Origin of the sequence: Streptomyces sp. NBC_01320 (assembly GCF_035974375.1) — a bacterium.
In the GTDB taxonomy this organism is placed as follows: domain Bacteria; phylum Actinomycetota; class Actinomycetes; order Streptomycetales; family Streptomycetaceae; genus Streptomyces; species Streptomyces yanii.
Genome location: NZ_CP108390.1, coordinates 9,564,646 through 9,578,286 on the forward strand (window position 1 = coordinate 9,564,646; position 13,641 = coordinate 9,578,286).

Here is a 13,641-nt window from a genome sequence, read left to right on the forward strand (position 1 = left end):
GCCCCGAGGCAAGGCAGCAGATGACCCTGACGCTCACCGTTTCCGACGACGTGCGCACCCTTGCGCCCGGCTTCACCCACCTTGCCGTCGAGCCGTGCGGGCTCGTCAACGGGCCAAGCAATGAGGACAGTTCGGCTCTGCTGGACGATGCCACCCGACGGCTCGTCGAACGGCTCGACGGCAGGGACCCGCACGAGGACCCCCACGTCGCCGCCTGGCGGGACGCGTACGCGGCCTTCGGCGCCAAGCCGTCCCCGTACCCGCAACTCCGCCGAGGCGCTCGCCAGGCGCGCCCTCACCGAGACCGGACTGCCGCGGATCAATCTGCTGGTCGACGCCTACAACGCGATCAGCGTCGCCCATCTGGTCCCGGTCGGCGGTGAGGACACCGACCGCATCAAGGGCGCCATGCGCCTCGTACGCGCCACGGGCCAGGAGCCCCTCCTCACGGTCGCGGGCGGCGAGGAGGGCTTGGAGCACCCGGAGCCCGGCGAAGTCGTCTGGTGCGACGACGAGGGCGTCACCTGCCGCCGCTGGAACTGGCGGCAGGGCGTACGCACCCGGCTCACCGAGGACTCGGTCAACGCCGTGTTCCTCCTGGAGAGCCTCACCCCGATGACGATCCGCGAGCTCGACGCCGCAGGCGCCGAACTCGCGGAGACGCTGGAGAAGCTGAGCCCCGGAGCGCGGATCACCGTGCGCACCCCGGAGTGACGTTTCAGCCGTGGTGGTGAACGGGCCCGGTCAGCTGGCCTCGCGCACCTCGGCGGGCGTCGGAGCCGTACCGCCGAGGTGCGCGGGCACCCACCAGGTGTCGCTCGCGTCCCTCGGTCGCACCGGGTAGGCGCGCTGCGCCGCTTCGAGGAGCTCCTGCACCCCTTCCCGCAGCCGGCGGGTGATCGCACCCGCGTACTGGTCGGTGGGGGCCTCCACCGGCGCACCCACCCGGATCGTCACCGGAATGTGGCTGCGCTTGAAGTTGCGCGGCCGCCCCTTGGTCCAGATCCGCTGCGTGCCCCACAGGGCCATCGGGATCAGCGGTACGCCCGCCTCCTGGGCCAGCCGGGCCGCGCCGGACTTGAAGCTCTTCAGCGTGAACGACTGCGAAATGGTCGCCTCGGGGAAGACGCCGATGATCTCGCCGGAGCGCAGTGAGGCGAGCGCGTGGGCATACGCGTCCTCGCCCTGCTTCCGGTCGACCGGGATGTGCTTCATGCCGCGCATCAGCGGACCGGAGACCTTGTGCCGGAAGACCGATTCCTTCGCCATGAAGCGGACCAGCCGCTTCTGCGGCAGCGCCGCGAGCCCGGTGAAGATGAAGTCGAGGTAGCTGATGTGGTTGCTGACCAGTACCGCACCGCCGGTCTTCGGGATGTGCTCCGAACCCTGAGTGTCGATCTTCAGGTCCAGCGCCTTGAACATGGTGCGAGCGGCGCCGATGACCGGCCGATAGACGAGTTCTGCCATCTGGAGAAGACCCTTCTTCAGCGCCTGCGGAGGATTCTCCCGGCGGAAGTTACGCAGCCGTAGGTTTTCGGCATTGCGCCGATCGTGCCCCATGTCCGTCGCGGTGGCCAGTCTCGGCGGGCGCGGGGCGCGAGATTCTCGTCACGTGGAGTCGGCGGGAATGACTCCGCGCCCGACGGTGCTGACCCCTTGCGAGGGGCTCTGACAGGAGGCGGACGGTGGACGGGCAGGAACGTGCGAACAGGCTGGATGCGGCCCAACTCGGCGCGGAATTGGGGGAGCGGGCCACCCTCGTGCAGTTCTCCAGCGCCTTCTGCCAGCCCTGCCGGGCCACCCGTCGCACCCTCGGCGAGGTAGCCGGAATGGTCGACGGCGTCGCCCACGTCGAAATCGACGCCGAGGCGCATCTCACTCTCGTTCGCGAGCTCGACATCAGCCGCACGCCGACGGTGCTGGTTCTCGACGCGACCGGCGGGATCGTCCGCCGAGCGGTCGGGCAGCCCCGCACCGTCGATGTTGTCGCCGCGCTGGGGCACGCGATGTGACGGACCGTGATGCATCTCCCACATTGCGGAACCCTCTTGACTGCACCCACCACGCATCGTCAGTCTGACGCTATGCCGCCGGAACTCCTTCTCTACGGCCGGGTCCACGTGGACCTCGCCCGCAACGCGAGTGCGCGCTGTCCGGGTGCCTGAGCACCCACGGCCCCGTACGCCTCCCTCGCAGAAGGACATCTCCATGACGGCTTCGCCCGAGCTCTCCAGCGTCCGCACGGCTTCCCCCGATCTCCTGCGCTCCGTCTTCCGGCAGCATGCCGCCGGTGTCGCGGTGATCACCGCCGCCGGTGACCGACCGGTCGGCTTCACCGCGACCTCCCTGAACTCCGTCGCCGCCGAGCCGCCGCTCATCTCCTTCGGCGTGGGGACCTCGTCCTCCAGCTGGCCGGTCGTGGCGGAGGCCGAGCACATCGGCGTTCACATACTGGGCGAGCACCAGCAGGAGCTGGCCGCCACATTCGCGCGCAGCGGCGCCGACCGGTTCGGTCCGTCCACCTATTGGCGCAGTGGGCCGGAAGGTGTCCCGGTGCTCGACGGAGTGCTTGCGTGGCTGGTCTGCCGCGTGGTGGCGCGCATCCCGGCGGGTGACCACCGGATCGTGATAGCGGAGGCCGTCGTCGGCGATCCGGCCGGGGGCGGCCGCCCGCTTCTCTATCACCAGGGTCGTTTCACGGCGTTGCGGGACTGAGAGTTCCCAGGTGGCGCATGGGCACCGGACGTCGGCCAGGTCACAGTGCAAAGCGCTTGCTCATGGGTAACGTACTGGGTGTACTGACGAGTAATATTTCGCTCGGAGCATCGGTCGCCCCGACCGGAATCCGTCCCATCAGGCGCCTATGCTGCGTGCATCAAGGCAGCCCAGAAATGACGATGCAGTAGGAGAGCCGGCGTGAGCTTGAGGATCGTTGTCTGTGTGAAGTATGTGCCCGACGCCACTGGCGACCGGCACTTCGCCGATGACCTGACGCTGGACCGTGAGGATGTGGACGGTCTGCTGTCGGAGCTCGACGAGTACGCGGTGGAGCAGGCGCTGCAGATCGCCGATGAGGCGGACGATGCGGAGATCACTGTGGTGACGGTGGGTCCGGAGGATGCCAAGGACGCGTTGCGCAAGGCGCTGTCGATGGGTGCGGACAAGGCCGTTCACGTCGAGGACGACGATCTGCACGGTACGGATGTGATCGGTACGTCGCTGGTGCTGGCGAAGGCGGTCGAGAAGACGGGTTACGACCTGGTGATCTGCGGTATGGCGTCGACGGACGGCACGATGGGTGTGCTGCCGGCGGTGCTGGCGGAGCGTCTGGGTGTTCCGCAGGTCACGTTGCTGTCCGAGGTGAAGGTCGAGGGCGGCACGGTGACCGGGCGTCGGGACGGTGACAGTGCCAGTGAGCAGCTGCAGGCGTCGCTGCCGGCGGTGGTGTCGGTGACGGACCAGTCCGGTGAGGCCCGGTATCCGTCGTTCAAGGGGATCATGGCGGCGAAGAAGAAGCCGGTTCAGTCCCTGGACCTGGAGGACCTGGAGATCGGGGCGGACGAGGTCGGTCTGGCGGGTGCGTGGACCGCGGTCGATTCCGCGGCGCAGCGTCCGGCCCGTACGGCGGGCACGATCGTCAAGGACGAGGGCGAGGGCGGCAAGCAGCTGGCCGAGTTCCTCGCGGGCCAGAAGTTCATCTGACCTGTCGGCCTGTTCGGCCCCGTATGTCCCTCTCACCCTCGTTTGTGCAGGAGATTGAAGTCCCATGGCTGAAGTTCTCGTCTATGTCGACCACGTGGACGGTGCCGTCCGCAAGCCCACTCTGGAGCTTTTGACGCTGGCCCGCCGGATCGGTGACCCGGTCGCGGTCGCGCTGGGCAGTGGTGCGGCCGGCGCCGCGGCGGTGCTCGCCGAGCACGGTGCGGTCAAGGTCCTGACCGCCGAGGCGCCGGAGTTCGCCGATTACCTGGTCGTGCCGAAGGTCGACGCGCTGCAGGCCGCGTTCGACGCGGTGTCCCCGGCCGCGGTACTGGTGCCGTCGTCCGCGGAGGGCAAGGAGATCGCGGCCCGGCTCGCGGTCCGGATCGGGTCCGGGATCATCACGGACGCGGTCGACCTGGAGGCCGGTGAGCTGGGTCCGGTCGCCACCCAGTCCGCGTTCGCCGCGTCGTTCACCACCAAGTCCCGTGTCTCGCACGGCACCCCGGTCATCACGGTCAAGCCGAACTCGGCGCCCGTCGAGCCGGCCCCGGCCGCCGGTGCGGTCGAGACCCTGGCGGTCACCTTCTCCGCGCAGGCCACCGGCACGAAGGTCCTCTCCCGCACCCCGCGCGAGTCGACCGGGCGCCCGGAGCTGACCGAGGCCGCGATCGTGGTCTCCGGCGGCCGCGGGGTCAACGGTGCGGAGAACTTCGGACTCATCGAGGCGCTCGCCGACTCCCTCGGCGCGGCCGTGGGTGCCTCGCGCGCCGCGGTCGACGCCGGCTGGTACCCGCACTCCAACCAGGTCGGCCAGACCGGCAAGTCCGTCTCCCCGCAGCTCTACATCGCCTCCGGTATCTCCGGCGCGATCCAGCACCGGGCCGGCATGCAGACCTCCAAGACCATCGTCGCGATCAACAAGGACGCCGAGGCCCCGATCTTCGACCTCGTCGACTACGGCATCGTCGGCGACCTCTTCCAGGTCGTCCCCCAGCTCACCGAAGAGGTCAACTCCCGCAAGGGCTGACCTGACGGGGGCTGTACCCCTTCTCGATGGTCCGGGGCCGCGTGGTGTTCTCACCGCGCGGCCCCGGACCGTTTCTGATCACCATTGACGCAGGTCCGGTGGCCTTATAACTTCACTATACGGATTGTTGATTCCGGGAAGCGGAAACAGCGGCACTGTGGAGGGTGTGGACATGGGTCAGCAGGAGAAGGTGGCAACGAGCCTCGCCGGTGCGGTCAGCGAGGAGATCAGCGCCTCCCTCACCGCGGTGGACGCCGAACTCGCCCGCCGCTACCCGGGAGACCCCGGCACCCGCCAGCCCGTCCACACGGTCTACGTCCCCGGCGACACCTTTGCCGCAGAGACCATCCGCTCCTGGGGCGACCAGGCGCTCCGCGCCCTTGACGAGCATGCCCCCGATGCGGCCTCGTTCGCCGCCGTTCTCGGCATCCCGGAGGAGCTCGCCGCGCCCGTTCACGACCGCGTCCGCGCCAAGCTGGAGCGCGAGCCCGTCGAAGACCTGCGCATCGACTTCGAGGACGGCTACGGCCCCCGCCCCGACGCCGAGGAGGACGAGGCTGCCGCCCGCGCGGCGCGGCTGGTCTCGGAGGCGTACGAGAACGGCACGGCGGCCCCGTACATGGGCATCCGGATGAAATGCATGGAGGCCGCCGTACGCGACCGGGGCATCCGCACCACGGACATATTCCTCACCGGTCTGATGCAGGCGGGCGGGCTCCCCGAGGGCCTGGTGCTCACCCTTCCCAAGGTGACGTACCCCGAACAGGTCACCGCCTTCGTCCGGCTGCTCGACGCCTTCGAGCAGGCCCACGGTCTGCCGTCGGGCCGGCTCGGCTTCGAGATCCAGATCGAGACCAGCCAGTCCATCCTCGCCGCCGACGGCACCGCCGCCGTGGCCCGCATGATCGATGCCGCCGGGGGTCGCGCGACCGGCCTGCACTACGGCACCTTCGACTACAGCGCCTGTGTGGGCGTCAGCGCCGCTTACCAGGCCAGCGACCATCCGGCCGCCGACCACGCCAAGGCGGTCATGCAGGTGGCCGCCGCGGGTACCGGCGTACGTGTCTCCGACGGCTCGACCAACGTCCTCCCGGTCGGCCCCACCCATCAGGTCCACGAGGCGTGGCGGCTCCACTACGGGCTCACCCGCCGTGCGCTGGCCCGCGCCTACTACCAGGGCTGGGACATGCACCCCGGCCACCTGCCGACCCGTTACGCGGCCGTCTACACCTTCTATCGCGAGGGCCTGGAACAGGCCGCCGCCCGGCTCGCCGCGTATGTCGCCAAGGCCGGCGGCGACGTCATGGACGAGCCCGCCACCGCCAAGGCCCTCAGCGGATACCTGCTGCGCGGCATCGACTGCGGCGCACTCGACACCGCCGAGGTCGCCCGCCTGACGGGGCTGACGCGGGCGGACCTGGACGCGTTCGCCTCGCCCCGGCGCGGAGGACTGACGGTGACGGCGCCGTAGGCCGCGGGCCCCGGCCCGTACCGTCAGCCCCGCAGGAAGGTCTCGACGGTCCCGCTGAAGCGGACGGGATCGTCGAGCCACGGGAAGTGACCTGCGCCCGGCTGGACGGCCAGTTCGGCCTTGGGGAACAACCCTGCGACGGTGGCCGCGACGCGAGGAAGCGGACCGCTGTCCAGCTCGCCCGCGAGGACCAGGACCCGGGCGTCCAGCGCGGCAACGGCCTCGCGGGCCGCGGCAGGGGCGAAGGCATCGAGGGACGCGTAGACGTCCGCGGCCTCGTAGTTGCTCTGCTCGACGTCGGCTGCGGCGTGCGCCTGAGCGGCGGTGTCCCAACGGCCGTAGAAGAACGGGGCAATGGCATCCCAGTCGGCGTCGGTGGCGGAGCCTGCCCAGACGGCCTCGTACGCGTCGTGCGCGGCCTCGAACCACGGCTCGGCCCTGCGCAGCGCGGCGGCCTCGCGGCGATGCTCCTCGGTGAAGTCGACACCGAGGGCACGCGCACGGGCGGTGATCAGCGTGAGGGTCCGGATGCGCCAGGGATGCCGGGCCGCGTGGAGGATCGCGAGATCGCCGCCCGCGGAGTGCGCCAGAATGTCCACGCGGTCCAGACCAAGGTGATCGCGGAACGCCTCCACATCGGCCACCTGCCGGTCGACGCGATAGGTGGCCGGGTCGGCGGGGATGCCTGAGCCGCCGGTGCCCCGCAGATCGAGCATGACCAGTTGGCGCCGGCTCGCCAGGCCGCCCAGATCGCCGAGGTAGGCGGAGGCGCGCATGGGTCCACCGGGCAGCACGAGCACCGGCTCGCCCTCACCCACGAGGTGATAGGCGAGTTCGGTTCCGTCGGGCGCGGTGAAAGCAGGCATGGGGTCATCCTGGTGACCGTACGACGGACACAACAAGCGGTTTAGCTTGACTATTAACCCCACCAAGATCGTGTCTTGGTGGGGTTCGTCGTTCGCCTGACAGCTGGGCGGCCTTTGCGTGATCGTGTCTTCTCGCTGAAGTCGACAGTCGATCAATCCAAAGGCCGTGATGGACAGTCTGCAAGACGACGCTGCGCGCGTCGAGGCATTGACCGGGTTATCTCGGTTTCGCCGCGAGTTCTACGAGTGCCTGACCCTGCGGGCGGATGCTCTGTTCGAGCTGGCGGACGCGGTGCTGTGTGCCGGCGGGCCGGTGGTCTCGCTGCCGGAGTTGTCGCTGGAGGCAGTGCACCGGCGTGGGCACGGGGCGATGTACGACGCGCTGGCCCAGGGCCACATCGCCGTGTCCCGCCTGCGGATGGCGCTGGCAGGCCTTGAGCTGCCGCGCGGGGCGGACCGGCAGCTGTCGATCGCGCTGGACGTCACTCCATGGCCGCGTCCGGACGCCGAGTGCTCGCCGGAGCGCCTGCACTGCCACCGTCCGTGTCGCTGCGACGGGGTTCGCCAGACCATCCCGGGCTGGCCCTACCAGGTGGCCGCGGCCCTGGGCGGTGGCCGCTCCTCGTGGACAGGGCCGCTGGACGCAGTGCGGCTGGGGCCCGAGGACGATCCCACCGAGGTCACCGCGACTCAGATCCGTGACCTGCGCGCCCGCCTGCAGCGGGCCGGGCAATGGCGACCGGGCGACCCGCCGGTCCTGTTCGTCCTGGACTCCGGCTACGACCTCGTGCGCCTGACCTGGCTGCTGCGCGAAGAACCGGTGCGGCTGCTGGGCCGCATCCGCGCGGACCGGGTGATGTATGCACCGGCTGGCAAGCGCCGCGGAACCAACCCCGGACGCCCGCCCCGCCACGGAGCACAGTTCCGCCTCGCCGACCCCGCCACCCACCTGGCCCCGGTCCAGGAGTCGGCCGGCGTCCACGACCGCTTCGGCCAGGTCCTCGCCCGCTGCTGGGGCCGGATGCACCCCAAGCCGGACCGGCGCGGCTCCTGGGCCGACCATGAAGGCGAACTACCCCTCGTCGAGGGCACGTTGGTCCATCTGGCCATCGAGCACTTACCCGGAAACCGCGACCCCAAGCCGCTATGGCTGTGGCACAGCGACCCCGACGCCACCGCGCACGACGTCGACCGCCTCTGGCGGATCTTCCTCAGGAGATTCGACATCGAGCACACATTCCGCTTCTTCAAGCAGACCCTCGGCCTCACCCGCCCCCGCCTACGCACTCCCGAGCAGGCCGACCGGTGGGTGTGGCTGATCCTCTCCGCCTACGCCCAGCTCCGCCTCGCCCGCCCCCTGGCCGAGGACCTGCGCCGGCCCTGGGAGAAGCCGCTGCCGCCGGATCAGCTGACCCCCGGCCGGGTCCGGCGAGGCTATCCACGCATCCGGCGGATCCTGGGCACCCCGGCCAGCACGCCGAAAGCCACCCACCCCGGGCCCGGCCGCCCCAAGGGCCGCACCTCCACCCCCGCACCCCGCCACCCAGTCGGCAAGAAACAACGTAAAGCGGACACACCCCGATGCGGCGGAGCCGAGGAGGAGGCTTAAAGATCAAGTTTAGAGTGCCCGGCAGTAGGCTTCGCGGCGTCGTGGGGCCGGGGCACGCACCTCGCGGCGTTGTCGTCAATCACCAACGCTCCGCGTTGTCTCAATCCTCCGCCTTGCGATGCACGCACCCCAGCCCCGCTCCTTCACCCGCGCTGCCTACTGCCGGGCACTCTTACGCCGAACTCCTCGTCCGTACGCCGATTGCCGCCGGGAGGACCGGGGGGTGGCGCGGGAGCCGAAAACGGTGAGGATGGCGGGACCGACTCGTGAGGAGACGCCATGACCGATGCCGCTCGCCGCCACGCCGACCTCCGTGGATCCGCTGCCGCGCTCCTGCCCGAACTGGTCGGGCTGCGCCGCGCGCTGCACCAGGAGCCGGAAATCGGCCTGGAACTGCCGCTGAGCCAGGCGAAGGTGCTGGCAGCGCTGGAGGGACTGCCCCTCGAGATCACCCTCGGCAAGCAGCTCACCTCGGTCACGGCCGTGCTCCGCGGCGCGCTGCCCGGACCGGTGGTGCTGCTGCGCGGCGACATGGACGCGCTGCCGGTGCAGGAGACCAGCGGACTGCCGTACGCCTCCGCCGTCCCCGGCGTGATGCACGCCTGCGGCCACGACCTCCACACCGCGGGACTGGTCGGCGCCACGCGACTGCTCTGCGAGCGGCGCGACTCTCTGGCCGGAACCGTGGTGTTCATGTTCCAGCCCGGCGAGGAGGGCGACGCCGGGGCCCGGGTGATGATCGACGAAGGTGTGCTCGATGCCGCGGGGACCAGGCCGGTGGCCGCGTACGCCCTCCATGTTGCGTCCGCCCTGCTGCCGCACGGTTTCGTCAGCACCCGGCCCGGACCGATCCTGGCCGCCGCCGACATCCTCGACGTGACCGTGCGCGGGCGCGGCGGGCACGGGTCCAGTCCGCACAGCGCCCTGGACCCCATCCCGGCCGCCTGCGAAGCCGTCACAGGGCTGCAGACCATGGTGACGCGCCGCTTCGACGCCTTCGACCCGGTTGTCGTGACCGTCGGCAGCTTTCACGCGGGCACCGCCCACAACGTCATTCCGGACGAGGCCGTGTTCTCCGCGAGCATCCGGTCCTTCTCGGCCGGGGCGCGGGCCCGTGTGCTCCAGGAAGCGCCCCGGGTCGTACGCGGCATCGGGGAGGCCCACGGGCTTACCGTGGAAGCAGTCGTCGACGAGGGCTACCCCGTCACCGTCAACGACCCCGTCGAGGCGGCGTACGCAGCCGAGACGGCGGCCCAACTGTTCGGGGCGGACCGCTGCTTCGAGCTGCCGAACCCGATCGCCGGGGCCGAGGACTTCGCCTTCATCGGTGAACACGTCCCCTCCGCCTATCTGATGCTCGGTGCCTGCCGGGCCGATCTCGACCCCGCCGCAGCTCCCTACAACCACTCCCCGGAAGCCGTCTTCGACGACTCCGTACTGGGTGACGCTGCGGCGCTGCTTGCCGGGCTGGCGCTCGGACGGCTCAGCAGGGGCTGAGACCGGGCTCTCCGGTGTCTCAGGCCGCCAGCTCGTGGTTCATGCGACCTGTGATGCGGCCCGCGAGGGCGAGCGGCGCGACCGAGCAGAGGACACCGCCCAGCAGTGCCGACCACCAGAGGACCGCCGGGCTCACCCGCTCGGTGGCGCCGGATCCGCCGCAACTCGCCTATCCGGCACGGGGCATCGGCACCCCCTGGGAGCCGCGCAGCACCGCAGCCGCCGATGCGGTCGCCGCTGTCCTGGGCCGCTCCCGCACCCTGCTTCTGACCGAGCTCGACACCGTTCCTAGCCAGTGTGCATGAGTGAGTCCTGGACCCACTGATGTGTACTGGGCGCATCCCGAACGGTTTGGGATGCGCTGGGTTCCCGCTTTCGCGTCCCGTTCGGCGACGCATCTCCTGGGACGCGGTCCGTTGCGGGTGGGCGGGTTCCCTCACACCCTCGGGTGCCTGGTGGGGCCTGGGCGGTCCGATGCCCCGCACGATCACTCCGGTCGTGTGGGGGCGGTGCCGTCCGACGCCGGACCGGGTGTCCGAGGGCGCGGCGTCCGATCGCGATACCGGCGGCATCGTGACGGGACATTCTGCGGTGCGGGGTGGCCAGCGGCTTCTGCCAGTGCTGGGCACCCCACATGCTGGTGTAGGCGGGGTCGACCGCGACAATGCTCAGGCCCTGTTCGGCGGCCATGGAGACCAGCCGGGCCTTGAGTTTGCCAGTCGGGATGCCGGAGATGAGCTGGCGGAAGCGTTTCCTGCGGCCATGTCTTTCGCGGGTCTTCTCGGAGATGAAGTCGAGGTCCTCGATGGCGATCGCGGCGACACCGGTCTGCTTGGCCCAGTGCAGCAACTGGGTCAGGGCGTGGCGGATCTGGGCGTCGCGGTGATCGGCGGTGCCGGAGAGGTCGTAGGGGAAGTGGTGGGGGTCGCCGATGGGGTTGCCGTGTGGGTCGAGGTGGTAGGCGGCGAAGTGATCGGCGTTGGTGTCGACGCCGATCATGCCCCGGGCGCGGGCGGTCTCCAGCGGGACGGTCTGCACGACGGGGCGTTGCCAGGACGCGGTGAGGTACCAGCGGCCACGGTCCACGTCGAGGTGCATGCGGTAGGCGACGGCCCGGTTCGCGGCGATGCGGTCGGCCCACTCCACGCCACGGTGCGCAAACGCGACGGTGGAGGCGAGGGTGTACCGACCGTGCTGGGCGTTGGCCAGGTGCGCGAGCGGGGCGGGCAGCTTGATCGACACTTCGCCGGTGTCGGTGACGCGGATGGTTTCGTTCCCGAACCTTTTCCCGGACTCGCCGTCGGCGGCGATGAACCAGCGTTCCGCTTCCCAGCGTTCCCGCCACCGATCTTCGGTGAGGTGGGCGTCGGTGAGGTGGTGGCGGGTGTTGAGGAGACGCTTGCGGCCCCGTACGACCCGGACCCGTCCGGCCTGCCGGTCACGGACCGCGGCGGCGTGCCGGGCTTCCAGCGCCGCGAGACGGCGGGACTTGTGGAACCACTCACCCCGGGAGCGGTAGCCGCCCGGGGCCCGCTTGGTGCCGGGCGCACCGATCGGGAGGGACAGGCGGTGCCGCAGCGTCCTGATCCCGGCTTCCAGCGTCTGGATGTGCGCGCCCTGGCAACGCCGGGCGAGCGCCCACTGATCGTGCGTGGCCTTGGTGATCGCACCCGCGATCCGCGACGACGACTCCTTCGTCAGGTCCCGCTTGCGCGACGCCCAGGTCTCCGGACCGTGCTCCAGACCATCCGCACAACGGGCCTTCAGGTCACGCGCGGCCAGACGGCCCTGGTGCTCACCGACCAGGCGGAGGACTTTCTCGTCCTGGGGCGTGAGGTGCTTGAGACGGTCCCGGACCGCCACCCCGCAAGGCCCGGGCACCACAAACGGTTCCGCCAACTCCCGTAAACCACCCACCACATCACCCCCTCCCTCACGACCGGGCACCTGCCACCCAGCCCAACGAGCAGCAGCCGCCAAGGTCACCCATTCGGCCCCAGAACCCCCGTTCCCACCCCGCACACCCACCGACAGGACTCACTCCCACTCACCACAACTCACTTCAATGCAGCAAACCGACAGCAGCTCGCAACCCCCGCGTCGACGACCGCGCTCGCCCGGCGTTCCGGACTGTGCGCGGTCGGCGTCTCCCAGCACCTCACGGCCCTGCGCGACGCGGGCCTGGTGACCGCCCACCGCGCCGGACGCTCGGTCCTCTACGCACGTACGTCAGTGGCGGACGCGCTGCTGACGCCCGCCGGAAGCTGATCGAGCCGGTCCGTCGACGCCCCGGCTCAGGCGGGCGGCAGTTCGCCCGAGCCGCGGGCGATGAGGGACGTCGGCAATTCCACCCGCGCCGGGGCGTCGTCCGCGCCGTCCAGCCGGCGGAAGAGGTGCTCGGCCGCCGTCCGGCCCACGGCGGCGGCGTCCTGGGAGATGACCGTGATGCCGAGCAGGTCGGCCAGTTCGATGTCGTCGAAACCGACCAGGGCGACCGGACGCTCCCGCTCCGCCAGCACGCGCACCACGGTGACCGTCACCCGGTTGTTGCCCGCGAAGAGCGCGGTGACCGGTTCGGGGCCCGAGAGCATCGCCTCGGCGGCCGCCCTGACCCGCGCCGGGTCGGTGGAGCCGAGGGAGACCCAGGAGTCCTCGACGGTGATCCCGGCGTCCGTCATCGCGGTGTGATACCCGCGCAGACGCTCGGTGGCCGTGTGGATACGCGGCTGGTCACCGATGAAGCCGATCCTGCGGTGTCCGTGCGCGATGAGATGGGCGACACCCTGCCGGGCACCGCCGAAACTGTCGGAGAGGACGATGTCGGCGTCGATCCGGCCCGCCGGGCGGTCCACGAAGACGGTGGCGATCCCCGCCTTTATCTCCGGCTCCAGGTAGCGGTGGTCGTCACCGGCCGGGATCACGATCAGCCCGTCCACCCGGCGGGCGCACAGCGCGAGCACGAGCTCCTGCTCGCGTTCCGGGTCCTCGGCGCTCGATCCGTTGATGAGCAGGGCGCCGTGGGCGCGGGCGACCTCCTCGACGGCGCGGCTCAGCGGCCCGTAGAACGGGTCGGCGAGATCCTCCAGGACCAGGCCGATGGAGGCGGTGCGGCCCTTGCGGAGCACGCGCGCGCTGTCGTTGCGGCGGAAGCCGAGCGCATCGATCGCCTCCTGGACCCGGCGCTCTGTGTCCGGTGTGACCCCCGGCTCGCTGTTGACCACGCGGGAGACCGTCTTGAGGCCCACTCCGGCCCGGGCGGCCACATCCTTCATGGTCGGCCGGTTGCCGTAGCGGGGCTCGGAGTGACGGGCGGTCTCTGCCACGATGCGCTGTCCTGTCGTCGGGTGCGGGCTGTCCGGCCGGTCGCAGACGGGTGCTGCGGAGGTGCCGGAGACTGTGCCGTCGAGCATAGGCCCTGGACAACGTTGTCAACTGAATAGAGACTATGCAGACTATTTACTGAAGCTGC

Annotated in this window: 12 protein-coding genes and 2 pseudogenes; 10 read left to right on the forward strand and 4 right to left on the reverse strand. The window is 70.5% G+C overall.

Annotated features, from left to right (window positions below; genetic code table 11):
- Positions 1-20 precede the first annotated feature (20 nt).
- Positions 21-714: pseudogene (locus OG395_RS43590) on the forward strand (B3/B4 domain-containing protein).
- A gap of 30 nt (positions 715-744) precedes the next feature.
- On the opposite strand, the gene OG395_RS43595 reads toward OG395_RS43590, so the two are convergent.
- A complete protein-coding gene (locus OG395_RS43595; protein WP_327249645.1) occupies positions 745-1,467 on the reverse strand; it encodes a lysophospholipid acyltransferase family protein in 723 nt (240 codons plus the stop codon).
- Positions 1,468-1,685: 218 nt separating this feature from the next.
- Between OG395_RS43595 and OG395_RS43600 the strand changes: the two genes are divergently transcribed.
- From OG395_RS43600 to OG395_RS43620, 5 genes are all read left to right on the forward strand, one after another.
- A complete protein-coding gene (locus OG395_RS43600; protein WP_327247845.1) occupies positions 1,686-2,012 on the forward strand; it encodes a thioredoxin family protein in 327 nt (108 codons plus the stop codon).
- A 196-nt stretch (positions 2,013-2,208) separates the two neighbouring features.
- Positions 2,209-2,715: a flavin reductase family protein gene (locus OG395_RS43605; protein ID WP_327247846.1), complete on the forward strand. Its 507-nt coding sequence runs from the start codon at positions 2,209-2,211 to the stop codon at positions 2,713-2,715.
- Between the two features lie 201 nt (positions 2,716-2,916).
- On the forward strand, positions 2,917-3,702 hold the full coding sequence (locus tag OG395_RS43610) for an electron transfer flavoprotein subunit beta/FixA family protein (RefSeq protein ID WP_327247847.1): 786 nt from the start codon (positions 2,917-2,919) through the stop codon (positions 3,700-3,702).
- Between the two features lie 64 nt (positions 3,703-3,766).
- On the forward strand, positions 3,767-4,729 hold the full coding sequence (locus tag OG395_RS43615) for an electron transfer flavoprotein subunit alpha/FixB family protein (RefSeq protein ID WP_327247848.1): 963 nt from the start codon (positions 3,767-3,769) through the stop codon (positions 4,727-4,729).
- Between the two features lie 172 nt (positions 4,730-4,901).
- Positions 4,902-6,200, forward strand: a complete 1,299-nt coding sequence (locus OG395_RS43620; protein WP_327247849.1) for a DUF6986 family protein — start codon at positions 4,902-4,904, stop codon at positions 6,198-6,200.
- A gap of 23 nt (positions 6,201-6,223) precedes the next feature.
- On the opposite strand, the gene OG395_RS43625 is transcribed toward OG395_RS43620, so the two are convergent.
- A complete protein-coding gene (locus OG395_RS43625) occupies positions 6,224-7,066 on the reverse strand; it encodes an alpha/beta fold hydrolase (RefSeq protein WP_327247850.1) in 843 nt (280 codons plus the stop codon).
- 169 nt (positions 7,067-7,235) lie between these two features.
- On the opposite strand from OG395_RS43625, the gene OG395_RS43630 reads away from it, so the two are divergent.
- The 3 genes from OG395_RS43630 (at position 7,236) to OG395_RS58570 (ending at position 10,477) form a co-directional block, all read left to right on the forward strand.
- Entirely contained in the window at positions 7,236-8,675 is a 1,440-nt protein-coding gene (locus OG395_RS43630; RefSeq protein ID WP_327241167.1) for an NF041680 family putative transposase, read from the forward strand.
- A 279-nt stretch (positions 8,676-8,954) separates the two neighbouring features.
- On the forward strand, positions 8,955-10,172 hold the full coding sequence (locus tag OG395_RS43635) for a M20 metallopeptidase family protein (RefSeq protein ID WP_327247851.1): 1,218 nt from the start codon (positions 8,955-8,957) through the stop codon (positions 10,170-10,172).
- A gap of 41 nt (positions 10,173-10,213) precedes the next feature.
- Complete coding sequence (locus tag OG395_RS58570) at positions 10,214-10,477, forward strand: hypothetical protein (protein ID WP_442818659.1); 264 nt, start codon at positions 10,214-10,216, stop codon at positions 10,475-10,477.
- On the opposite strand, the gene OG395_RS43645 is transcribed toward OG395_RS58570, so the two are convergent.
- The gene (locus tag OG395_RS43645; RefSeq protein WP_327247852.1) at positions 10,461-12,089 is read right to left on the reverse strand and encodes an IS200/IS605 family accessory protein TnpB-related protein; all 1,629 of its coding nucleotides are present in this window, start codon (positions 12,087-12,089) and stop codon (positions 10,461-10,463) included. The two genes, OG395_RS58570 and OG395_RS43645, sit on opposite strands and share 17 nt — an antisense overlap.
- A 165-nt stretch (positions 12,090-12,254) precedes the next feature.
- Between OG395_RS43645 and OG395_RS43650 the strand changes: the two are divergent.
- Positions 12,255-12,440, forward strand: a pseudogene (locus tag OG395_RS43650) (ArsR/SmtB family transcription factor); the annotation flags it as partial.
- A gap of 26 nt (positions 12,441-12,466) precedes the next feature.
- On the opposite strand, the gene OG395_RS43655 reads toward OG395_RS43650, so the two are convergent.
- Entirely contained in the window at positions 12,467-13,495 is a 1,029-nt protein-coding gene (locus tag OG395_RS43655) for a LacI family DNA-binding transcriptional regulator (RefSeq protein ID WP_327247853.1), read from the reverse strand.
- Between the last annotated feature and the right edge of the window lie 146 nt (positions 13,496-13,641).